Annotated in this window: 21 protein-coding genes and 1 tRNA gene; 6 read left to right on the plus strand and 16 right to left on the minus strand. The window is 72.7% G+C overall.

The features are described 5' to 3' along the window. Positions 1-100: 100 nt before the first annotated feature. The 7 genes from ATL41_RS09550 to ATL41_RS09580 all read right to left on the minus strand — a co-directional run bounded on the left by ATL41_RS09550 (position 101) and on the right by ATL41_RS09580 (position 7,212). Positions 101-1,270 (minus strand): hydroxymethylglutaryl-CoA synthase, encoded by a 1,170-nt coding sequence (locus ATL41_RS09550; protein WP_245854735.1) that lies wholly within the window; start codon positions 1,268-1,270, stop codon positions 101-103. Beyond that, the gene (locus ATL41_RS09555; RefSeq protein WP_098458266.1) at positions 1,267-2,340 is read right to left on the minus strand and encodes a hydroxymethylglutaryl-CoA reductase; all 1,074 of its coding nucleotides are present in this window, start codon (positions 2,338-2,340) and stop codon (positions 1,267-1,269) included. Before ATL41_RS09555 ends, ATL41_RS09550 begins: the two co-directional genes overlap by 4 nt. Then, a complete protein-coding gene (gene fni / locus ATL41_RS09560; protein ID WP_098458267.1) occupies positions 2,330-3,421 on the minus strand; it encodes a type 2 isopentenyl-diphosphate Delta-isomerase in 1,092 nt (363 codons plus the stop codon). The genes ATL41_RS09555 and fni overlap by 11 nt, the downstream gene beginning before the upstream one ends. Next, positions 3,411-4,502, minus strand: a complete 1,092-nt coding sequence (locus ATL41_RS09565) for a phosphomevalonate kinase (RefSeq protein WP_098458268.1) — start codon at positions 4,500-4,502, stop codon at positions 3,411-3,413. Before ATL41_RS09565 ends, fni begins: the two co-directional genes overlap by 11 nt. Next, the gene (mvaD, locus tag ATL41_RS09570) at positions 4,499-5,494 is read right to left on the minus strand and encodes a diphosphomevalonate decarboxylase (RefSeq protein WP_098458269.1); all 996 of its coding nucleotides are present in this window, start codon (positions 5,492-5,494) and stop codon (positions 4,499-4,501) included. Before mvaD ends, ATL41_RS09565 begins: the two co-directional genes overlap by 4 nt. Continuing rightward, a complete protein-coding gene (gene mvk, locus ATL41_RS09575; protein WP_219810382.1) occupies positions 5,491-6,447 on the minus strand; it encodes a mevalonate kinase in 957 nt (318 codons plus the stop codon). The genes mvaD and mvk overlap by 4 nt, the downstream gene beginning before the upstream one ends. Before the next feature lie 177 nt (positions 6,448-6,624). Next, positions 6,625-7,212 carry a TetR/AcrR family transcriptional regulator gene (locus tag ATL41_RS09580; RefSeq protein ID WP_098458271.1) on the minus strand — a complete coding sequence of 196 codons (588 nt, stop codon included), beginning with the start codon at positions 7,210-7,212 and terminating at the stop codon, positions 6,625-6,627. 94 nt (positions 7,213-7,306) lie between these two features. Between ATL41_RS09580 and ATL41_RS09585 the strand changes: the two genes are divergently transcribed. Further along, positions 7,307-7,696: a DUF1304 domain-containing protein gene (locus ATL41_RS09585; RefSeq protein ID WP_098458272.1), complete on the plus strand. Its 390-nt coding sequence runs from the start codon at positions 7,307-7,309 to the stop codon at positions 7,694-7,696. A 19-nt stretch (positions 7,697-7,715) separates the two neighbouring features. After that, positions 7,716-8,738, plus strand: a complete 1,023-nt coding sequence (locus ATL41_RS09590; protein WP_098458273.1) for an NADP-dependent oxidoreductase — start codon at positions 7,716-7,718, stop codon at positions 8,736-8,738. 123 nt (positions 8,739-8,861) lie between these two features. On the opposite strand, the gene ATL41_RS09595 is transcribed toward ATL41_RS09590, so the two are convergent. Beyond that, entirely contained in the window at positions 8,862-9,299 is a 438-nt protein-coding gene (locus ATL41_RS09595) for an Hsp20/alpha crystallin family protein (protein ID WP_098458274.1), read from the minus strand. Positions 9,300-9,571: 272 nt separating this feature from the next. On the opposite strand from ATL41_RS09595, the gene ATL41_RS09600 reads away from it, so the two are divergent. Then, complete coding sequence (locus tag ATL41_RS09600; protein ID WP_245854738.1) at positions 9,572-10,894, plus strand: GmrSD restriction endonuclease domain-containing protein; 1,323 nt, start codon at positions 9,572-9,574, stop codon at positions 10,892-10,894. A gap of 20 nt (positions 10,895-10,914) precedes the next feature. Here the strand turns inward: ATL41_RS09600 and ATL41_RS09605 are convergent. Together ATL41_RS09605 and ATL41_RS09610 are read right to left on the minus strand one after the other, a co-directional pair. After that, positions 10,915-10,987 (minus strand) — tRNA-Lys (locus ATL41_RS09605). A gap of 90 nt (positions 10,988-11,077) precedes the next feature. Continuing rightward, positions 11,078-11,560, minus strand: coding sequence for a hypothetical protein (locus ATL41_RS09610; protein WP_181010244.1), 483 nt, complete (start codon positions 11,558-11,560; stop codon positions 11,078-11,080). Here ATL41_RS09610 and ATL41_RS09615 point away from each other — a divergent pair. Next, positions 11,559-12,059 carry a dihydrofolate reductase family protein gene (locus ATL41_RS09615; RefSeq protein WP_098458276.1) on the plus strand — a complete coding sequence of 167 codons (501 nt, stop codon included), beginning with the start codon at positions 11,559-11,561 and terminating at the stop codon, positions 12,057-12,059. The genes ATL41_RS09610 and ATL41_RS09615 overlap by 2 nt on opposite strands. Before the next feature lies 1 nt (position 12,060). Here the strand turns inward: ATL41_RS09615 and ATL41_RS09620 are convergent, their stop codons facing one another. Further along, positions 12,061-12,687: a DUF6518 family protein gene (locus tag ATL41_RS09620; RefSeq protein WP_219810383.1), complete on the minus strand. Its 627-nt coding sequence runs from the start codon at positions 12,685-12,687 to the stop codon at positions 12,061-12,063. A gap of 148 nt (positions 12,688-12,835) precedes the next feature. Between ATL41_RS09620 and ATL41_RS09625 the strand changes: the two genes are divergently transcribed. Beyond that, positions 12,836-13,384 (plus strand): HEAT repeat domain-containing protein, encoded by a 549-nt coding sequence (locus ATL41_RS09625; protein WP_098458277.1) that lies wholly within the window; start codon positions 12,836-12,838, stop codon positions 13,382-13,384. On the opposite strand, the gene ATL41_RS09630 is transcribed toward ATL41_RS09625, so the two are convergent. The 4 genes from ATL41_RS09630 to ATL41_RS09645 form a co-directional block, all read right to left on the minus strand. Beyond that, positions 13,359-15,254 (minus strand): FtsX-like permease family protein, encoded by a 1,896-nt coding sequence (locus tag ATL41_RS09630; protein ID WP_143556603.1) that lies wholly within the window; start codon positions 15,252-15,254, stop codon positions 13,359-13,361. The genes ATL41_RS09625 and ATL41_RS09630 overlap by 26 nt on opposite strands. Before the next feature lie 5 nt (positions 15,255-15,259). Beyond that, a complete protein-coding gene (locus ATL41_RS09635) occupies positions 15,260-16,021 on the minus strand; it encodes an ABC transporter ATP-binding protein (RefSeq protein WP_098458279.1) in 762 nt (253 codons plus the stop codon). 126 nt (positions 16,022-16,147) lie between these two features. Next, entirely contained in the window at positions 16,148-16,819 is a 672-nt protein-coding gene (locus tag ATL41_RS09640; RefSeq protein WP_098458280.1) for a response regulator, read from the minus strand. After that, positions 16,816-18,063 (minus strand): sensor histidine kinase, encoded by a 1,248-nt coding sequence (locus ATL41_RS09645; RefSeq protein WP_098458281.1) that lies wholly within the window; start codon positions 18,061-18,063, stop codon positions 16,816-16,818. The genes ATL41_RS09640 and ATL41_RS09645 overlap by 4 nt, the downstream gene beginning before the upstream one ends. Positions 18,064-18,345: 282 nt before the next feature. On the opposite strand from ATL41_RS09645, the gene ATL41_RS09650 reads away from it, so the two are divergent. Then, positions 18,346-18,792 (plus strand): DUF2809 domain-containing protein, encoded by a 447-nt coding sequence (locus ATL41_RS09650; RefSeq protein ID WP_169924544.1) that lies wholly within the window; start codon positions 18,346-18,348, stop codon positions 18,790-18,792. On the opposite strand, the gene ATL41_RS09655 is transcribed toward ATL41_RS09650, so the two are convergent. Further along, positions 18,721-19,368, minus strand: a complete 648-nt coding sequence (locus tag ATL41_RS09655) for a DUF6308 family protein (protein ID WP_143556604.1) — start codon at positions 19,366-19,368, stop codon at positions 18,721-18,723. The genes ATL41_RS09650 and ATL41_RS09655 overlap by 72 nt on opposite strands. Positions 19,369-19,695: the final 327 nt, after the last annotated feature.

Below are 19,695 nucleotides of genomic sequence, written 5' to 3' on the forward strand. Positions count from 1 at the left end.
GTACGGCAGGGATCGGAGCGGACGTCGCGGCGGTCGCGAGCAGCGGCCCTACGACGAGGGCCCGGCCGCTGCGGCGGCCGGGCCCTCGTCGAGCGTTGCGTCAGGAGTTGCGCTCGTACCGGCGGGCGCGCCCGACGATGCCCGCGAAACGGAACGGCGCGGCCGTCACGTGCGGCGTCTTCACGTCGACGTCGGAGGCGAGCTCAGCGGCCGCGTGGATCCTGCGGTACTCCGGGACGTCGACAGGCACGCGCGCGTCGAGCTGCGCCGTGACGGCGCCGGGGCGCAGCGCTTTGCGGTAGCCGGGCTGCACGACCGCCGTGAACAGCTCGCCGACGCTGCCGGACCCGTACGAGAAGAATCCGATGCGGCGGCCCGCGACGTCAGCCTCGTTGTCCAGGACGGACGCGAGCGCGAAATACAGCGACGCCGTATACGAGTTGCCGATGCGGCGGTTGTACGTGAACGTCGACGAGATGACCGTGTCATCGCGCGTGACGCCCGTGTGGTTGCTCAGCTGGGCGAACGCCTTCGCGGCCATGCGCGTGAACGGCTGGTGCAGGCAGAAGCGGTCGATCTCCTCGGCCGCGACGCCACCGCGCGCCTGGTAGTCGTCCCACGCGCCGAGGAGCGAGTCCACGTACGCGGTGACGGACAGTCGCCCGTCCACGACGGCCGTCGAGCGGTCGTTCGGACGCCAGAAGTCGTCGACGTCCGCCGTGTGCACGCCCGTCACGGGCTCGATCGCGAGCAGCGCCGGGTCGGCACCGATCAGCATCGCGACCGCGCCCGCGCCCTGCGTCGCCTCGGCGGCCGAGTCGACGTCGTAGCGCGCGTTGTCGCTCGCGATGAGCAGCACCTGCTCGTCAGGGTTGCGCGCGACCATGCCGAGCGCCGCCTGGAGACCAGCCGTCGCGGAGTAGCAGGCCTGCTTCATCTCGACGACGCGGCAGCCCGACGGCAGGCCGAGGAGCTGGTGGACGTAGACGCCCGCAGCCTTCGACTGGTCGATGCCCGACTCGGTCGCGAACAGCACCGTGCGGATCTTCGACGTGCCGTGACGCTCGATGATCGGCGCGGCGGCCGTCGCGGCCATCGTGACGATGTCCTCGTCGGGTGCGAGCAGGCTCATCTCGTCCTGCCCGATGCCCACGTGGTACTTCGCGGGGTCGACGCCCGTCGCGACCGCGAGGTCGGTGAGGGACACGACGTGGTGGCCGGTCGCGACCGAGAGGTCGATCAGGCCGATCTGGGGTGCAGTCGCCGTCACGACGACCTCCTTGCGTTCCGTTCGAGGGTGATGTGCGCAGCCATGAGCTCGCCAGGGTTCGTCTGCGCGGCCATGAGCGAGAGCTCCCCGCACAGCACGGTAGCCGCTGCGAGAACCGCGAGCCTCCGGGAGCTGGCCCCGGGAACGTCGGTTCGCTCACAGCCGAGGCGGACGAGCGCCTCGTCGATGCCCGGCACGTCCTTGCCGTTGCCGACCGTGCCGACGATCAGGTTCGGGAGCGTGCACGAGAAGTACAGGTCGCCGTCGCGGTCCTCGGCGTGGGTCATGCCCTGCGAGCCCTCGACGATGTTCGCCGCGTCCTGGCCGGTCGCGAGGTAGAACGCGAGCAGCATGTTCGCGTAGTGCGCGTTGGCGGAGCGCAGCGCGCCCGCGACCGTCGAGCCGACGAAGTTCTTGCGCAGGTTGAGCTCGGCGATCTGCTTCGCCGTCGAGCGCAGCTGCTTGTGGACCAGCTCCTCGGGGATGAGGATCTCCGCGACGACGTTCTTGCCGCGGCCGCGGATGCCGTTGATCGCGGTGGCCTTCTTGTCCGAGCAGTAGTTGCCCGAGATCGAGCCGTACGAGAGGGTCGGCTCGGCGTCGAGGACGAACGACATGAGCGCCTCGGACGCCTTGGTCACCATGTTGTGGCCCGACGCGTCGCCGGTCGTGAACTCCCAGCGCACGAACAGCAGGTTGCCGACGATCTGCTCGTCGAGGTCGATGAGCTTCGCGAACGCGCTCTGCGCGGCGACGACGGCCTGCAGCTCGGGCAGACGCGCACGGATGCGCTGCCAGGCCGCGAAGGCGGCGGCGCCGTTCTCCGCGACGAACAGCGTCGAGCGGGTCATGCGCTCGTCGATCAGCGTCGTGACGATGCCGTCGGGGACGAGGCGCGAGATGCGCGCGCCGCGGCCGACCGACGGCCACAGCGGGATCTCGTACGTCGCGAGCGGGACGGACTGCTCGCCGGTCATGACGTTGCCGGAGAGCTTGAGCGGACCCACCCAGCGCGTGGGGACGGATGTGACCGTGCGGGTCACCTCGGCGTCGGTGGCGTCAGCGGCCATCGTGGCCTCCTCGGGTGTTGTCGGTCGCGCCCGCGGAGCGGGCGCTGAGTGCGGCGGCGTCGATCCCGCGCAGCTCGCAGAACTCTCGCACGGATCCCCGCACGAGCAGGTCGGTGCCCGCCAGGGCGGAGACGGTCGGCGCGCCGACGGTCGCCATGAGCTGCGTCAGGTGCTCCTTCCACCGGTTGATCTCGGTGACGAGCGCGTCCACGCCGCCGTCGACGGCGAGCGCGAGGAACGTGCCCGCGACGCCGACGCCCTTCGCGCCGAGCGCGAGGGCCTTGAGGACGTCGAGCGGGTTGCGCACGCCACCCGAGGCGAGCAGCGTCGGGAAGCCGCTCGGGGCGTCGAGCAGGCAGCTCACCGTGGACTGGCCCCAGCCCTCGAGGTACGCGTAGTCGCCGCCTGCGCGGCGCGAGTTCTCGATGCGGGCGAAGTTCGTGCCGCCGCGGCCGGAGACGTCGGCGACCGTGACGCCGAGGCCTGCGAGGGTGTCGAGCGTGCGGCGGCTCAGGCCGAAGCCGACCTCCTTGACGACGACGGGGACCGGCACGGCCGCGACGACGGCCTCGATCGTGGCAGGCCACGCGGAGAAGTCGCGCGACCCCTCCGGCATGACCGTCTCCTGCATGGCGTTGACGTGGATCTGCAGCGCGTCGGCCTGGAGCAGGTCGATCACGCGCAGCGCGTTGTCGACGCCGTGGTCCGCGCCGAGGTTCGCCATGACGAAGCCGTCGGGGTTCTCCTCGCGGATCACCTGGAAGGTGGGGATCTGCGACGGGTCCTTGAGCGCGATGCTCATCGAGCCGGACGCCATGGGGATGCCTGTTTCACGAGCCGCGATCGCGAGCGTGCGGTTGATCTCGCCGGTCGAGGTGCTGCCGCCGGTCATGCCGTTGATGTAGAACGGCACGTCCCAGCTCACGCCGCCGACGGTCGTGCCGAGGCTGACGGTCGCCGGGTCGATGCCGGCGAGGGCATGGTGGAGGAGCTCGACGTCGTCGAAGTCGTTGCGGCCGCGCACGCCACGGTTCTGGTCCATCGCGAGGGCGACGTGGTTGTCCTTGCGTTCACTCGTCATCGACGGCTCCTTCGGGTGGGTGGACCGAGATGGTCAGGTGGCGCACGTCGTCCCGCTCCCAGGCGACGAGCATGCGGGCGACGTCGGCCGACGGCGGCGCGAGCACGATCCCGCAGTCGCCCCCGCCGGCGCCCGAGGGCTTGCCGGCGGCGCCTGCCTCCTCGGCAGCGTCGCACAGCGCCGCGAGCCGCGCCGTCTCGAGGTCTAGCCCGGCCTGCGTCCCGAGCCCCTGCAGGAGAGCGCGGGCGCCGCGGATCGCGTCGAGGACGGCCGCGTCGTCGTGCTCCTGGAGGCCGCGGACGAGCTCGTCGACGTGCTCGCGGCTGGCGGCGACGAACGCCGCCATGTCGACGTCCCCGGTCGCCTGCTTGGCCTTGACGACGTCGACGAATCGGGTGGTCGAGGCGGGGGAGCCGGTCCAGCCGACGAGCAGCTGGAGGTCCTCGGGCGGGGTGAGGCGGGTGACGGACAGGCCGTCCCAACAGTCGGCGTCGAGCAGGTCCGCCGGGTCGTGGCGGCGCAGCTCGTCGATGAGGGCCGCGCGGTCGGGGGCGCTGTAGCGGATCCAGCCGCCGAAGCAGCTCGCCGCGAGGTCGCCGCCCGAGGCGGCAGGCGCGATCTGCACGGTTGCGAGCAGAGCGAGCTTGAACACCTCGAGGTTGGTCAGCGCGAGGCCGTAGAAGTCGGACATGGCGCGGACGGTCGCGACCGTGACGGCGGCCGACGAGCCGATGCCGAACTTGCGGCCGGAGACGTCGTCGAGCTGGCTGTCGATGCGCGTGTCGAAGAACTTCGGCGCGACGCCGCGGCGGGCGCGCACGCGCTCGACCGTCGTGATGGCGGACATGACGTAGTCGTACGGGTGGTGGTCGCGGTCGATCGTGACGTCGTCGCCGGAGCGCCGCCACACGAGCGGCAGCTGGCCGTACTCGGGGGAGTGCACGGTGCCGACGTCGACGCTCTCGGTGAGCGTGACCGCGAGGTAGCGGTCGACCGCGATGATGACCGCGGGCTGGCCCGGTTCGACGACGGCGTACTCGCCGGCGACGAAGAGCTTGCCCGGCGCGCGGACGGTGATCATGCGGCGCCGCCGGCGCGGTCGACGAGGTGGGCGCCCGGGCCGGGTCCGGCGACGAGGACGGAGGCGTTGACGCCCGGCAGCGCGTCCGTGGTCTCGCGCAGCGCTGCGGCGACGCGCTCGGCGTCGGCGGGCGGGCAGATGACCGCGACGTTCGGGCCGGCGTCCGCGGTCGCGTACGCATCGATGCCCTCGGCGCGCAGGGCGACCACGCGGTCGAACAGGGCGATGCTCGCGGGGCTCAGGTAGCGGATCGCGGGCTCGGCGCCCTGCATGGTGGCGTGCATGCGCAGCGCGTTGGCCTCGGTCAGCTCGCCGATGCGCGTGAAGTCACCTGCGGCGCACGCGGCGACCATCTCGTCGAGGCTCGTGCGGGTCGAGGTGACCCATGCGGGGAAGAACGGCGACGTCTCGATCGTGCGGCGCATCGCGACGCGGCTGGAGACGTGCTTGACGCCCGCGTCGAGCGTGACGACGACCATCGCGATCGTCGGGGCGGGGACCTCCCGCGCGTACGACGTCGCGTCGTCGCCCTCGGTCCACAGCGCGACGTTCGGGATGATCGAGCGTGACGCCGAGCCCGAGCCGCGGCGGGCGAGGCGGCTGAGGCCAGCCTCGTCGAGGTCGAGGCCGTACGCCGCCGAGGCGGCGACGGCGAGAGCCGCGAAGCCCGACGCGGACGACGCGAGGCCCGCACCCGTCGGGACGGTGTTGGTCGAGGTGACGCGCGCGTGCGCGGTCGTGCCCGCCTGGGCCCGGACCAGGTCGAGGAAGGTGCTCACGCGGCGTGCGGCGTCGTCGTCCCGGACCGTGCCGTTGAGCTCGAAGACGTCGGCCGTCAGGGCCTCGTCGACCTCGACCGTGGTCGTGGTCGGGAAGATGTCGAGCGTCAGCGAGAGGCTGCCCGTCGCGGGCAGCGACATCGCCTCGTCGCTCTTTCCCCAGTACTTGATGAGGGCGATGTTGGGGTGCGCCTGGGCCGTGGCCGTCGTCATGCGAACGCCTCCGTGGTCGACGTGTGGACTGCGGTCGCGCCGGCGGCGCGCAGCTCGGCGGCGATGTGCTCCGCCGTCGGAAGGTCAGGTGCGAGGGCGAGCAGGCAGCCGCCGAGCCCGCCTCCGGTGAGCTTCGCGCCGAGCGCGCCCGCGGCGCGTGCGGCGGCGGCGAGCGTGTCGAGCTCGGGTCCGCTCACGCCGAGCCCCGCGAGGTGCCCGTGCGACTCGTCCATGAGCGCGCCGACGGTCGCGCGGTCGCCCATGGCGAGCGAGGTGCGCGCCGTGCGCGCGATCGAGGTGAGCCGTGCGAGGACGACGTCGAACCGCTCGCGCTCGGTGTCCCGGACCCGGCGGACGGCGTCGACCGCGGTGCGGGTGCTGCCCGCGACGCCCGTGTCGGCGAGGACGAACGTGAGGTCGGCGCCCGTCGGCAGCGCCTCCACGGCGCCGCCGTGGAACCACAGCGGCGAGGCGGAGACGACGCCGTGGGCGTCGATGCCGCTCGGGGCGCCGTGGGCGACGCGCTCGGACGTCTGGATGAGGTCGTGGCGCTCGGCCGGCGTGAGGTCGGTTCCGGCGAGGTCGGCGATCGCCGCGACGACGGCGGCGCCCGTCGCGGCGCTCGAGCCGAGGCCGCGCGAGGCGGGGAGGTCGCTGCTGATGCGCAGCTCGACGCTCACGTCGGCGAGGTCGAAGAAGTCGAGGGCGGCCTGCAGGGCCGCGACGGTCGGGCCGAGACGGTCCGGCGCGTCGGCGGTGGGGCCGGCGTAGAGGGAGGACTCGATGCGGCTCGGGCCGTCGACGACGGTCACGTGTGCGGTGAGGGTGAGGGCCGGGACAGGCACCACGATCGCGGGTGCGCCGTGCACGACGGCGTGCTCGCCGAAGAGGATCGCCTTGCCGTGGCTGCGTCCCAGGCCGCGACCGTGCGTCGCCCGGCGGCGCGGTTCCACACTGCTTCGCAAGGATCCTCCTGTCGGTGCTCGACGTCGCTGACAGCACCGCGCCGGGTCACGGGCCGAGGGGACGGCCCGAAATACCGTACATGCCGAGTCGAGGGGTGTCTGTGATCGGTTCGTGTGGGACGGATGCACGCGGGTGTGGGGCGGGTCACGTCCGCGCGCGGGCGGTCATGGATGAGGTGCCGGTTCGTGCTGGCGGAGCAGGTCGCGGGCGGCGTCGATGGTGCCGAGCGCAGCCGTGAGGTTGACCCGCACGAGAGAGAGGGCTGCGATGACGAGGCCTGAGCACACGGTCGCGAGGGTCTCGTGCCGCTCGGCGGGCAGGTCGGGTGCTTGGCGGACGACGCCCGCGGCGACGGCGGCGCGCAGCTCGGTCGCGTAGGAGTCGATCGTCGTCGCGACCTGGGCGTCACGGGCGATCGGGGCGTTGGCCGCGCACAGGAGGAGGCATCCGTTGGCTCCGGCGTGACGCAGCGCCTCCTGCAGCCCGGCGAGGTAGCCGTCGAGGGCGTCGGGGGCGGCGTCGTCCCGCGTGAGCTCGCGCAGCCGCGGGCGCACGATCTCGTCGAGGTAGCTCGCGACGACGGCGTCGAACAAGCCGCGCTTGGAGCCGAACGCGTGGTAGATGCTCGAGCGGGAGAGCCCGGTGGCCTGCTCGAGCTCGGGCAGCGACGCGCTCTCGTAGCCGTGCTCCCAGAAGACGGCGCGGGCGGCGCGGACGACCTCGTTCGTGTCGAACGTCTGGGTGCGGCCCATGTGACCCTCCTGGTGGTGAACTGATCGATCCAGTATATTCTAGATCGATCAGTCCACTAACGGCGCGCAGGGCGCGCTCAACCGAGGAGTCCCCATGGTCATCGCTGGCCTCGTGCTCGCAGGCGTCGCCGCCCTCGTGCACGTCTTCATCTTCTATCTCGAGTCGATCGCCTGGACGAGCGCCCGCGCCCGCGCCGTCTTCGGCACCGGCACCGTGGAGCAGGCGGCCGTGCAGCAGCAGCTCGCGTTCAACCAGGGCTTCTACAACCTGTTCCTCGCGATCGCCGTCGCGCTCGGCATCGTCCTCTACGCAGCCGGGCAGACCGCCGTCGGCGCGACCCTCGTCCTCACAGGCGCCGGCTCGATGGCCGCCGCCGCCCTCGTCCTCCTCCTCTCGAGCCCCGACAAGGCCTCGGCAGCGCTCAAGCAGGGCCTCGCACCCGCGCTCGGCGTCCTCGCCCTCGCCCTTGGCCTCGCACTCTGAAACGGAACGAAAGCAGAACATGACCCACGCAGCCAGCACCCAGGTCCAGCTCGTCTCCCGTCCCCACGGGTGGCCCACCCCCGAGAACTTCCGCACGGTCACCGTCGAGCTCGGCGACCTCGCCCCCGGCGAGGTCCGCGTCGCCAACGCCTTCCTCTCCGTCGACCCGTACATGCGCGGCCGCATGAACGACACGAAGAGCTACATCCCGCCCTTCGCCCTCGGCGAGACGATGACGGGCGGCGCGATCGGCCGCGTCGTCGAGTCTGCCGCCGACTCCCTGCCCGTCGGGACACTCGTGCAGCACGACCTCGGCTGGCGCGACGTCGCCCAGGCCGACGCGAGCCGGTTCCGCTCGGTGCCCGAGCTGCCGGGCGTCCCGCTCTCCGTGCGCCTCGGCATGCTCGGCATGACCGGCCTCACCGGATACGTCGGCCTCACCGCGATCGCCCAGATCAAGGAGGGAGACACGGTGTTCGTCTCCGGCGCCGCAGGCGCCGTCGGCACCGCCGCCGGGCAGATCGCCCGGCTCCTCGGCGCGAAGCGCGTCGTCGGCTCCGCAGGCTCGGCCGAGAAGGTCGCGCTGCTCACGGAGAAGTACGGGTACGACGCCGCGCTCAACTACAAGGACGCGCCCGTCCGCGAGCAGCTGCCCGCCCTCGTGCCCGACGGCGTCGACGTGTTCTTCGACAACGTCGGCGGCGACCACCTCGAGGCCGCACTCGACGTCATGAACACCGGCGGGCGCATCGCCCTGTGCGGCGCGATCTCCACCTACAACTCCACCGAGCCCGCGCCCGGCCCGGACAACATCGGCAACGTCATCACGCGCAGCCTCACCATCAAGGGCTTCACGCTCGGCGGCTGGTTCCACCTCGCGCCTGAGTTCACCGAGAAGATGGCCGGCTGGTTCGCGGGCGGCAAGGTCGCGTACGACGAGACGATCGTCGACGGCGTCGAGAACGCGGTCGACGCGTTCCTCGACATGATGCGCGGCGGCAACGTCGGCAAGATGCTCGTCCGGGTCAGCCCCGACGCCTGAGCCTTCTGACCGTCGCGGGGTGCGGCGCCGTGAGGGCGCCGTGCCGCGTTCGTCTCCCACCGTCAGACGACGCCGCGCCCCGCCCGGCTGCGCAGTTGCCGGACGGGGCGCGGTGGTTCGGGGTCAGGATGCTGCCGGAGCGTCCTGGGTGATCTGGGCCGGGGTGCTGGCGTGCTGCACCTCGATCTTGCGCGGCTTGGCCTGCTCGCTCACCGGGATGGTCAGCGACAGGACGCCGTCGGCGTAGCTCGCGGTGATCTGGTCGAGCGCGAGGCCGCGACCGACCTGGAGCTGCCGCGCGAACGTGCCGGACGGGCGCTCGCGGACGAGCCAGTCGGCGCTCGACGACCGTGCGGTGCGCTCGGCGCGGATCGTCAGCATGGTGTCCTCGACCGAGACGTCGATGGTCCCGGGATCGGCGCCGGGAAGGTCGACCGCCAGGACGTAGTGGTCCTCTTCGCGGAGCAGGTCCATGGGCATGACCGCGGAGTTGCGGGTGCTCGACAGGACCGACGACATCAACCGGTCCATCTCCTGGAACGGGTCCCAACGCGTAGCCATGTTCACCACCTCCTCGAAGGACGGCCTCGACCTTCGAGGCCGTCGTCGAACGCCCGTCAGCGGCTACCCGCGGACGGGCTGGCTACACCTCTGTTTTAGCACTCTCGTGTGCCGAGTGCCAGCGTTGTGCGCTCACGGTGAACGGGTCGTCTCGCGGGCTGGCGACCGTGAGGGCGGGGCTCTCATCGCCGCTGGTCGTCATGCCGATAAGCCTGGTGAGAAGCGCGACGAAGGGCACTGAGATGGTCGAGCACGGCAGATCCACCGGAGCAGTGGACGCGAGGCCGTTCCCGCTCGGCTTCACGGTCACCGTCGCGGCGTGCGCCCTGCTCGGGCTCACGAGCGGCATCGGCGGTCTCCTCGTCCTGGGCGGCACCGCAGCGCTCGTGTGGACGATCGTCGCGAGCGTCCGCAGGCGCCAGGTCCTCAAGGGGCGGCGGCGGGGCGGCAATGCGCTGATCGCCATCGCGGCTACGGTCGCGCTCGTCGTCGGCAGCCCTCTCGTCGAGACGTCGGAGACCGACGCGCCATCGGTCGCGGCGCCCGAACGTGCCGCCACCGAGGCACCCGCGGCTGCGCCGACGACGACGCAGCCGTTGCCTTCGCCCTCGCCCAACCCGGCGCCGCCGGCCGAGGCGACGCCGTCGCCCACCGTCGCGACACCGTCGCCGGAGGCCACGGAGACCGCGAACAGCACCCAGGTGCTCGAGACGCCTGCGCCGTCGCCCTCCGTCGAGGCGGAGCCCGTCACGGACGTAACCACGGCCGAGGGTGCGCTCGCACAGCTGCGGGTCAAGGGCCGTGCCCCGAAGACGGGTTACGACCGCGACCGCTTCCGGTACCGCGCTGTCGACCTCGACCGGAACGGCTGCGACACCCGTAACGACATCCTGCGGCGCGACCTGCGCGACGTCACGATCGACGGCGGGACGCACGGGTGCGTCGTCCTCTCCGGGAAGCTCGACGACCCGTACTCCTCGCTGCGGATCGCGTTCACGCGAGGGACGTCGTCGTCGAACGCGGTGCAGATCGACCATGTCGTCGCGCTGTCGGACGCGTGGCAGAAGGGCGCCCAGGCATGGGACGACGCGACGTTCGCGTCGTTCGGCAACGACCCGCTCAACCTGCTCGCGGTCGACGGCCCGCTCAACTCGCAGAAGGGCGACGGTGACGCCGCGACGTGGCTGCCGCCGAACAAGGCGTTCCGCTGCCAGTACGTCGCCCGCCAGATCGCGGTGAAGCGCGCCTACGACCTGTGGGTGACGAGTGCTGAGAAGGACGCGATGACCCGCGTCCTCGCGGCGTGCCCGGGCGAGCCGCTGCCGACCGCCGACGCGGCACTCAAGGTGACGGTCACGGGTGACAAGCCGGTCAAGGCTGCGCCGAAGCCGACGTCCAAGCCCACGACCGCCAAGCCCAAGACCTCGAAGCCGAAGGCGACGAAGAAGCCCGCGCCGAAGGTCGAGAAGACCGACCCGAACTTCGGCACGTGCAAGGAGGCGAAGTCGCACGGCTACGGCCCGTATTACGCGAGCACCGACCCGGAGTACCACTTCTACCGGGACCGCGACGGCGACGGCATCGTCTGCGAGTAGCCGCAGGAGAGCGGTTGCGGTGGGCCCCGTGGGGCTCGAACCCACGACCCGCGGATTAAAAGTCCGATGCTCTACCAACTGAGCTAGAGGCCCGGGGCGCGGTCCGGACGTCCGAGGATCGTCGCGGGGGCCGTGCCGCCGTGGACATGCTACGCGGCTCGTCGGGGCTGCGTGGGCGTGGGTTCACAGGATCGTGAACCCGTCCGGCAGTCCCGTGCGGCCGGTGGCCGCGAGGATGAGGGGCACGGCGGCCTCCGTCCCCGCCGCCGTCTCGCCGACGAGGGCGAGCGCATGCGCCGCCGGCTCGGCCGGGTCGTCGCCGAGAGCCGCGCCCGCCGCGCGGCCGCGCTCCGCGACGTCGGGCCCCGCCGCGATCGCTCTCGTCGCACGCAGGTAGCCTGCCGCGGTCTCGACGTCGACCCGCTCCGCCGGGACGTCGAGGTACTGCTCGACCGTGAGGAGCGACCGGCTCGTGTGCCCGACGAGCGCGCAGACGTCCCACTCGCCGAGCCCCGGCTCGTCCCAGCGCCCGCGGGCGTGCTCGGTCGTCGCGACGAACCAGCGCGCGGCCTCGGCGAACGCGCCCCGTGTCGCGCAGGCGCCCGGAGGGCCCGAGGAAGACCTCGACGGCGACTTCCGCTTCGGCGGCTGGCAGGCCCCGCACATGGACGAGCTGATCGGTGAGTCCGTCTCCGCCGGCATTGAGACGATGGACGCGCTCCTCCTCGGCCGCCGCACCTACGAGATCTTCGCGGCGTACTGGCCGCACCACCGCGCGGACGTCGGGATCCAGCTCAACGCCGTCCCCAAGTACGTCGCGAGCCGCGGCAACCCCGAGCTCTCCTGGGAGGGCTCGTCGCTCCTCGGCCCCGACCTCGTCGCCGAGGTCACGGCGTTGCGGGACCGCCACGAGAGCACGCACGTCATCGGCAGCATCAACTTCGTCCAGACGCTCCTCGCCGAACGGCTCTTCGACGTCCTGACGCTGTGGGTCTACCCCGTCGTCCTCGGCGAGGGGAAGAAGGTGTTCCCCGACGGGGCCCGCGCCTCCGGGCTCCGGCTCCTCGAGCCGCCCGTCGCCGGTTCCTCGGGCGCGGTGCAGCGCCGCTACGCCCCGACGGGTGCGGACCCTGCGACGGGCACCGTGGAGGACCCGGAGTCCTGACTCACGCGCCGCCGAGCGAGCGGTAGGCCACGACGAACGCGGCCGCCACGATCACGGCGCCCACGCCCGCGACGATCCGCGCGTCGCGGCTCCGCAGCCGCGTCGCGAACATCCCGCCGAGGAGCGCGAGCGCGCCCACGCCGGCCGCGAGCCAGTACGTCAGGCCCGTCGTTCCGGCCACCTCGGTCACGCCGTAGAACGCCTCGCCGAGCCCGATACCGCTCAGCAGGGCGGTCGCCGCGCCCGCGCCGCGCCCGCCGCGACGCAGGGACGACGCCGCAGCGCCCACGAACGGCCCGACCGCGAGCCCGATCAGGCCGAACCGCACGGGGCTGTAGTACAGGTCCGCGACATCGGCCGCCGCCGCGTACCCCAGCACGAGGAGCACGAAGCTCGCCGCGCCGAGCGCGGCGCCCGCCTTCGCCGTCGGGCGCGCGATCGCGACGAGGCACGCCGTCAGCAGCGTCCAGCCGCTCGCCGAGTTGGCGAACGGCGCGAGCGCCTCGGGCAGCCAGCCCTGCGCGTGGAACGTCGCGAACCCGAGCGACCAGCTCGCGGCGAGGACGAACACCACCGGCAGCGCACCGCGGCGGGCGGTCGTGGCGGGCGAGAGGAGAGTCGCGGTCATGACTTCATCCCACCAAGCGCGCCCGCACCCGCGCGTCGGCCGCAGGGATCATCCGCGGCCGCCGACCCTCATCCCCAGGGCCTAGCGGACCCTCCCCGAGGACTACGCCGGAGCCGCCGCGTCAGACCGCGCCTAGGCTGGACCCATCATGGAGAAGAAGCTGAACCCCCACCCCGACATCCCCCTCGACCTGCCGACGGGGGAGCGCCTGCGCGCCGCCGTCGACCACTACGGCGAGGAGAAGGTGGTGGCCAACGCGCTCGCCCTGCTGCGCGGCGAGAACGCGGGGAAGGACTTCCTCCTGTACGCGGGCGGCCGGCACGGCCTCGGCATCCTCGACGGCGCCCCCGCCCTGTACTGGCCCGAGCTGTGGGGTGCCCGCACGCTGCTCCACGTCTGGGACGACGCCGCGGCACCCCTCGTCCTCACGGGCCTGAGCAACCAGGCGTGGCGCGTGCGCGAGATGTGCGCACGCGTCGTGCTCGAGCGCGGCATCCCTGCCGCGCCCGAGCTGGTGCGCCTGACCGACGACGAGAACGCCCGCGTGCGCAGCGCTGCCCTGCGCGCACTTGCCGCGCAGGGCACCGCCGAGCACCACGCCGTGATCGCGAGGCACTTCTCCGACCGTGACAAGAGCGTCCGCCCGGTCGCTCAGCAGGCGAGGGACACGCTCAACGCGAGGCTCGCCGCAGAGTGACCGGCACGGTCGTCACGACCGCGACCACGGCGACGACCGCCGCGAGCCCGCCGTACATCGCCCAGTCGACCACCGGCAGGGGCGTCCCGAGCATCCCGTAGCCCGCGCCCACCAGGGCGGGGAGGACGGCGACCGTGCCGAGCAGCACGGCCGCACCGATGACGAACCCCGCCTCGACGACGACCATCGAGGTGAGCTGGCGACCCGTCGCGCCCGTGCGGCGCAGGAGCGCCAGCTCGCCCCCGCGCTGCCCCGAGAGCATCGCTAGCGTGTTCGCCCCGGCGAGCGTCACGAAGCCGAGGAGCGCGAGCAGCAGGATCATCGACAGGTCCTGCGTCGAGGCACCCGAGCCCTTGACGGCCTCGACGTGCGCGGCGACGTCGCTCACAGGTGCGCCGAGCGCGGCGAGCTGCTGCTCGACGTCGTCCGTCTCGCTCGGCGCGGTCTGCACGAGGATCGAGGCGGGCTGCGCCGTCAGGCCGTGCGCGTTGAGCGTCGCCTCGCCGACCACGAGGTCGCCGAAGCCGAGCGACCGCTCGTAGAGCGCGACGATGGTCGCCTCGCGCTCGACGCCGTCGGGCCAGCGCACCTCGATCGTGTCGCCGTAGCCCTTGCCCGTGCCGAACAGGGCGTCGCGGCCCAGCGCGACCGTGTCGGCGTCGTCGAGCGCCGCGACCGAGCCTTCGCGCACGTCGAGGTCGAGGACGTCCGAGCCGACGCCGCTCGGCAGGACGGTCAGCGCGCCCGCCTCCCAGGAGAGCGAGTCGAAGAGCGGCATCTCCTCGTCGTCGTCCTCGATCTTCACGTCCGCGGGGATCGAGGCCGTCGTGAGGGTCGCGGTGACGCCGGGGACGGCGGCGACCTGCTCCGCCGTCGTACCGCCCGAGGCGTCGACGACGAGGTCCGCGTGCAGACCGGCGGCGAGCTGCTCGCCCGCCGCGGCGACCGTCGTGCGGTCGAACGACGACTGCACCGTGCCGAGCGCGACGAGCAGCGCGAGCGGCACGACCGCCGTCGTCAGACGGCGCGAGAAGCCGCGCGCGTTCGCGAGGGCTAGGTGACCGCTCGCCCAGCCGAGCGGCGCCGTCGCGCGCAGACCGCGCTCCGCGAGCCACGCGACGATCGCCGGACCGGCGAGCGCACCCGCCGTGATGAGCAGGAACGCGGACATGACGCCCGCCATCGTGCCCCCGATGCCGGGGAGGAAGAACGGCGTGAGCGCGAGGACGACGCCGCTCGCCGTGAGCACGATCGCGGTGGCGATGCGGCCCTGGCCGATGCGCGTGGGCTCAGCCTGGCTCTGCTGGACCGCGGCCGTCGGGCTCGTGCGGACCGCCTCGCGGCCGGCGAGGCGCGCGGCGAGCACGGCCGTCGGCACGAGGAGCAGCAGCGTCGCGGCGACGGGGATCGGGGAGAGCGTCAGCTCGAAACCGCGGGGCACGATGCCGCTCGACTCGAGCGCCGGCGTCAGCAGCCGCGAGCCGAACAGGCCCGGGACAGCACCGAGCGGAGCCGCGACCGCGACGATCATCAGCACCTCGCGCGTGACGAGCGAACGGACCTGGCGGCCCGTCGCGCCGATCGCGCGCAGCAGCGCGAACTCGCGACGCCGCTGGCGCAACGCGCCCGCGATCGTCGACGACAGCATGAAGATCACGATCAGGACGGTCGTGCCGGCGAACGAGCTCGCGACCATCGCGAGCAGCATCGCGCTGCCGCCGACCGTGTCGGACGCAGCGCCGGTGCGAACACCCGACTCGAGGAGGACGCCGGTCGCGCTCAGGAGCGCCGACGCGAGCGCGACGATGATCGCGCTGCCGGCGAGGCTCGCGCGGTTCGCGCGGGCGGAGGAACGGGAGAAAAACCACATGGTCGTCACCGCCCCGCCGCAGCGAGAAGGTGCTCGGCGACCAGCTCGGTCGTCGGCTGCTCGAGGTGCCCGACGACGTGCCCGTCCGCGAGGAACAGCACCTGGTCGGCGACCGCCGCGACGCGCGGGTCGTGCGTCACGAGGACGAGCGTCTGCCCGAGATCGCGCACCGCTCCCTGGAGCACGTCGAGGACCTGCTGGCCTGTGTGCGAGTCGAGCGCGCCCGTGGGCTCGTCGGCGAACACGACCGTCGGCCGCGTGATGAGCGCCCGCGCGATCGCGACGCGCTGCGCCTGTCCGCCCGAGAGCTGGCCCGGCAGGCGGTCCGCCATGCCGTCGAGCCCGACGGCGTGCATCAGGTGGTCCTGCCACGCCTGGTCGGGGCGGCGGCCGTCGAGCAGCAGCGGCAGCTGGACGTTCTGCGCGACCGTCAGGTGCCCGACGAGGTTGTACGCCTGGAAGACGAAGCCGATGTGGCGGCGGCGGAACTGCGTGAGGGCGTCCGGCCTGAGCGTCGTGAGGTCGACGTCGCCGACGACGACGTGCCCGCTCGTCGGGCGGTCCAGCCCTGCCGCGCAGTTGAGGAAGGTCGACTTGCCGGACCCGGACGGGCCCATGATCGCGGTGAAGGAACCGGGACGCAGAGCCACGGACACGGAGGCGAGCGCCTCGGTCTGGTCGAGCCCGTTCGGGTACGTCTTGCGGACCTGGACGAGGCGGACGGCGGTGCTCGTGTCCGGCGGGGCGGGGGCGGTGATGAAGGACATGGTGTGCTCCGAGTGGTCGAGGGGACGTGTTTTCCGTCGATCTCGACGCTAGGAGCGGGGGAGGGGCGCGGTCTGGCGGCTCAGGACGCAACTGCGCGGCTTGCATCTTTCGATGCAAGCGGTCGTTCAGGCCTCGTCGGGGACCGTGACGACCCGGTTCTGGTACGCCCACACGACTGCCTGCAGCCGCGACCGGACGCCGATCTTCGGCAGCATCCGCGCGAGGTGCGACTTCACGGTCGACACCTCGACGACGAGCTCGCGCGCGATCTCCTCGTTCGACATGCCCTGCGCGAGCAGCAGCAGGATGTCCGTCTCGCGGGCCGTGAGCAGCTCGGACCCACGCTGCGCCGAGACAGGCTGCGTACGACGTCGCTCGGCGAACTCCCGCAGGACCCGTCGCGTCAGGCTCTGGTCGAGCGTGCCGTGACCCGCCGCGATCGAGCGGACAGCGGCGACCATCTCGTGCGGCTCGGCGTCCTTCAGCAGAAATCCCGACGCGCCAGCCTCGAGCGCACCGAACACGTAGTCGTCGAGGTCGAACGTCGTCAGGACGAGCACCGGGACCGGGTCCTCGACGTCGGGCCCGCACAGCGCGCGCGTCGCGCTGATCCCGTCGCGGCCCGGCATGCGGATGTCGAGGCACGCGACGTCGGGCCGCAGCTCGCGCGCGAGCGTGACCGCCTCGTCGCCGTCGGACGCGACGCCCACCACCTCGATGTCCGGCTCCGAGCCGAGGAGGGCGGTCAGGCCAGCCCGGACGAGCGGCTGGTCGTCAGCGACGATGATGCGGATCACGGCGTCTCCTCGTCCGTGGGGGTGGGTTCAGGTGCGGTGTCGGGGTCGCGAGGCAGGCGGAGGGTGACGTCCCAGCCGCCGTCGACCGTCGGGCCGTAGCGCAGGTCGGCGCCGGTGAGCGCGGCGCGCTCACGCATGCCGACGAGGCCGAAACCTCCCGAGCCGTCGAGGTCCGGAGCGGTCGTCGCGGCGTCGTTGCGAACGGACACGACGACGGCGGCCGGGTCGCGGCCGTCGAGCGTCACCACGCACGGCGCGCCGGGCGCGTGCCGCGACGCGTTCGCGAGCGACTCCTGCACGAGCCGGTAAGCCGTGAGCTGGGCGAGCGGGCCGATGCCCGCCGCGATGCCCGGCCCGCCCTCGACGGGCAGCACGACGAGCTCGACGGCGACCCCGCGCCCCTGCGCCTGCGCGACGAGCTCCGCCACCCCCGCGAGCGCCTCGACACCCAGCTCTGCGGCGTCGTCCTCTCGCAGGAGACCGACGAGCCGGCGCAGGTCCCGCAGGACCGCCGTGCTCTGGGTGCGCACCTGACGCACCCCCTCCTGCGCAGCCGCAGGGTCGCTCGTGACCTGCCGCTCGATCGCCGCCGACATGACGGCGATCCCCGACAGGTGGTGGGCCGCGATGTCGTGCAGCTCGCGCGCCATGGCCGTGCGCTCCTGCGCGCGGGCCTCCCGGACGAGCGCGTCGCGCTCGCGGGCGAGCGCCGCGAGCTCCTGCTCGCGCGACCGGGCGACCGCCCGCCGGGACGCGACCAGTAGCGCGACGAGCGCGGGCCCGCCCACGACGACCACTCCCTGTCCCACGGCGGCGGTCACCGCGAGCAGCGGCTCGAACATGCCGTCCCGCAGCCCGGCGACTGCGTGCGTCACGACGGTCAGCGCGACGGCCGCGACCACTGCGGGCCGCACCTCCGCCCACGGTCTCGAGACCACCGCGACGTACGCCGCGACCATCACCGCGAGCGTCGTCATCCCGGCGAGGCCGCCCGTCCCGGCGACCGCCGCGAGCAGCGGCACACCCGCGACCACCACGAGCACACGCGCCGGGGCGGAGCTCGCCCACGCGAGTGCGACCGCCTGCACGGTCACCGCGGCGAGGACCACCCACCACGCCGCGTCGCGGAAGCCGGGCGCCACGTCGGTGGGAGCCGCCTCAGGATCAGGGAGGAACGGAACCGCCAGCAGGCCGACGAGCGCGACGGACAAGCAGACGGCCGCGCGCACCGCGTCGCGGCGCACGGGACGAACGCGACCGAGGTCCCTCCCCCGGCCTAGGACGGGGACCGCTACTCCTTCTCGCGCCGCGACGCGACGACCGCGATGGCGACCACCCCGGCGACGACAGCGACGGCGGCGATGCCACCCGCGATCAGGAGGACGAAGGAGATCGATGCCATGGTGGAGCCCCCGTGTTCCGGCCGGTTGCCCCGGCCAGCAGCGCGCCCCCGATGGGCGCGAACCGTGTCGACGGTACTGCGACCGACCGCTGACGGCAACGAACCACGTGGTTCACTGGCGCGCATGCACAGTCCCCGAGCTCGGTCCCGCCTGCGCCTCCTCGCTGTCATGGCGGTCGTCGTCGTCGCAGGTCTGCTCGGACGGTCGCTGCCGGGGCTCGTGGGCGACATCGTCGGCGGGCTGCTCTACGCCGTCCTGCTCTACCTCCTGCTCGCGCTCCTCGCGCCGCGTTGGCGGACCGCGACGCTCGTCATGGCCGCCGCCGTGCTCGGCGTCACGGTCGAGCTCGTCCAGCTCACGGGACTGCCCGCCCGCGTCGGCGACCTGTGGGCGCCTGCCCACCTCCTGCTCGGCTCGACGTTCGTCCCCCGCGACCTCGCGGTCGCCGTCGCAGGCGCCACCCTCGCGGCCCTCACCGACCGCCTCACCCGCCGCGGGTCAGCTAGCAGTCCTCCCCGCGTCACCGCGGCCGGTGCGCCAGGCGAGGATGTCGAAGACGCGCAGAACTGAGATGTCCGAGCCGATCCCTGCGTCTTCGCGCAGAGCCTCCAGATAGGACGCGTTGGCTCCATCGTCAGCCGTCAGCCAGGCGTGCAACGGCCCCCAGTACCTTTCCTTCGTGATCGAGAGCGTCTCGTTCACGACTGAGTCGAGGATCGGGACGAGGTGCGGCCGCTTTCGCGCCATGAGCTTCGTCGCTTTCGTGGTCCCGATACCGGGGATCGCCACAAGGGCGTCCAGGAGTCGGCGCACAGGCCAGTCAGGGCCGATCTCCTCGGCACCCAGCGATGTGAGGTGGACGCCGTTGGGGATGGCCGCCAGAGCTGCACGCAGCGAGTCCCGGCGTACCTCCAAGATCTCGAGCGCAGCAGCGGGCTTCAGCGTCACCCCCAGCATGGTGATCGCGACGAGGTCGTCGGACGTGAACTCGTCCTGCACCTCCGGGCGGTCGCCGCCCCCCGCGAGGCGCTCGAAGTGCGCACCCTCGAACGCGCCCGGCGCGAAGTAGCTGCGCAGAAGGGCGATAGCAAGGTCACGATGGGTCGGGTCGAGAACGGTTGCGAGCGGAGAACCTTCGATGATCATCAGCTGCCCCTTTGGCCGATGCCCCGCGTGGCTCAGACCGTCCCCGAACCAGCGGAGCGTCGTCGTCGACACGTGGGGATGCCGGTGCGTCGCACCCGTGTGTGCGGCGTGCCATGACCGTATCGCTGCGGTGCCGCCCGGGCAACGATCGTGTGGCGCAGGATCCGCCACCGGGCGGGTCCGGCTGCGGTGGTGCTCGCGTGACCGCCTCACCCGCCGCGGCCCGGCACGGCGTACGGTCGACGCATGTCACGAGCTGCCGGATGGCACGACGAGCTGCAGGGACGCGCACCGGGAGACTGGCCAGCCTTCCTGAGCGAGCACTCA

The sequence above is a fragment of the Flavimobilis soli genome (assembly GCF_002564025.1).
GTDB lineage: Bacteria > Actinomycetota > Actinomycetes > Actinomycetales > Cellulomonadaceae > Flavimobilis > Flavimobilis soli.

What these genes read in the sequence shown, in the direction of transcription:
- ATL41_RS09555 (WP_098458266.1), bottom strand. Translation starts at nt 2,340, where the DNA reads ATGGCCGCTGACGCCACCGACGCCGAGGTGACCCGCACGGTCACATCC.
- fni (WP_098458267.1), bottom strand. Translation starts at nt 3,421, where the DNA reads ATGACGAGTGAACGCAAGGACAACCACGTCGCCCTCGCGATGGACCAG.
- ATL41_RS09565 (WP_098458268.1), bottom strand. Translation starts at nt 4,502, where the DNA reads ATGATCACCGTCCGCGCGCCGGGCAAGCTCTTCGTCGCCGGCGAGTAC.
- mvaD (WP_098458269.1), bottom strand. Translation starts at nt 5,494, where the DNA reads ATGACGACGGCCACGGCCCAGGCGCACCCCAACATCGCCCTCATCAAG.
- ATL41_RS09580 (WP_098458271.1), bottom strand. Translation starts at nt 7,212, where the DNA reads ATGGGCCGCACCCAGACGTTCGACACGAACGAGGTCGTCCGCGCCGCC.
- ATL41_RS09585 (WP_098458272.1), top strand. Translation starts at nt 7,307, where the DNA reads ATGGTCATCGCTGGCCTCGTGCTCGCAGGCGTCGCCGCCCTCGTGCAC.
- ATL41_RS09590 (WP_098458273.1), top strand. Translation starts at nt 7,716, where the DNA reads ATGACCCACGCAGCCAGCACCCAGGTCCAGCTCGTCTCCCGTCCCCAC.
- ATL41_RS09595 (WP_098458274.1), bottom strand. Translation starts at nt 9,299, where the DNA reads ATGGCTACGCGTTGGGACCCGTTCCAGGAGATGGACCGGTTGATGTCG.
- ATL41_RS09615 (WP_098458276.1), top strand. Translation starts at nt 11,559, where the DNA reads ATGGACGAGCTGATCGGTGAGTCCGTCTCCGCCGGCATTGAGACGATG.
- ATL41_RS09610 (WP_181010244.1), bottom strand. Translation starts at nt 11,560, where the DNA reads ATGTGCGGGGCCTGCCAGCCGCCGAAGCGGAAGTCGCCGTCGAGGTCT.
- ATL41_RS09620 (WP_219810383.1), bottom strand. Translation starts at nt 12,687, where the DNA reads ATGACCGCGACTCTCCTCTCGCCCGCCACGACCGCCCGCCGCGGTGCG.
- ATL41_RS09625 (WP_098458277.1), top strand. Translation starts at nt 12,836, where the DNA reads ATGGAGAAGAAGCTGAACCCCCACCCCGACATCCCCCTCGACCTGCCG.
- ATL41_RS09630 (WP_143556603.1), bottom strand. Translation starts at nt 15,254, where the DNA reads ATGTGGTTTTTCTCCCGTTCCTCCGCCCGCGCGAACCGCGCGAGCCTC.
- ATL41_RS09635 (WP_098458279.1), bottom strand. Translation starts at nt 16,021, where the DNA reads ATGTCCTTCATCACCGCCCCCGCCCCGCCGGACACGAGCACCGCCGTC.
- ATL41_RS09650 (WP_169924544.1), top strand. Translation starts at nt 18,346, where the DNA reads ATGCACAGTCCCCGAGCTCGGTCCCGCCTGCGCCTCCTCGCTGTCATG.
- ATL41_RS09655 (WP_143556604.1), bottom strand. Translation starts at nt 19,368, where the DNA reads ATGATCATCGAAGGTTCTCCGCTCGCAACCGTTCTCGACCCGACCCAT.